1 protein-coding gene is annotated in these 454 nt (G+C 70.3%); it reads right to left on the reverse strand.

Annotation, left to right across the window (positions count from 1 at the left end; all coding sequences use genetic code 11):
• Positions 1-435: RNA-guided endonuclease TnpB family protein (locus WH85_RS46260; RefSeq protein ID WP_281179168.1), on the reverse strand; the 435-nt coding region annotated here is incomplete at its 3' end.
• Between the last annotated feature and the right edge of the window lie 19 nt (positions 436-454).

Here is a 454-nt window from a genome sequence, read left to right on the forward strand (position 1 = left end):
GGAGCGGAAGTCGTGCCAGGCCGCGTCGCTGATGGCGCGGGCCAGCCGGTGGTTCTTGACCATGTTGCGCACGGCCAGGTCCTCGATCACGATCGTTTGGTTCTCACGAACGAGCCGAGTGGTCAGTTTGTGCAGGGTGTCACGGCGGCGGTCGGTGATGCGGGCGTGGACGCGGGCGACCGTGAGCCGGGCTTTCGCCCGGTTGGCGGAGCCCTTGTCCTTGCGGGCCAGTTCCCGCTGCGCGCGGGCCAGCCGGAGCCGGTCGGCGCGTTCGTGGCGGGGGTTGGCGACCTTCTCCCCGGTTGACAGGGTCACCAGGTGGTCGAGTCCGGCGTCGATGCCGACAGCCGCCGTGGTGACCGGTCCCGGCGCGATGGTGTCCTCGCAGAGCAAGGACACGAACCAGCGCCCGGCACTGTCCCAGGACACCGTCACCGTGGACGGCGACTGTCCC

Source organism: Actinoplanes rectilineatus (assembly GCF_000962825.1).
Taxonomy (GTDB): domain Bacteria; phylum Actinomycetota; class Actinomycetes; order Mycobacteriales; family Micromonosporaceae; genus Actinoplanes; species Actinoplanes rectilineatus.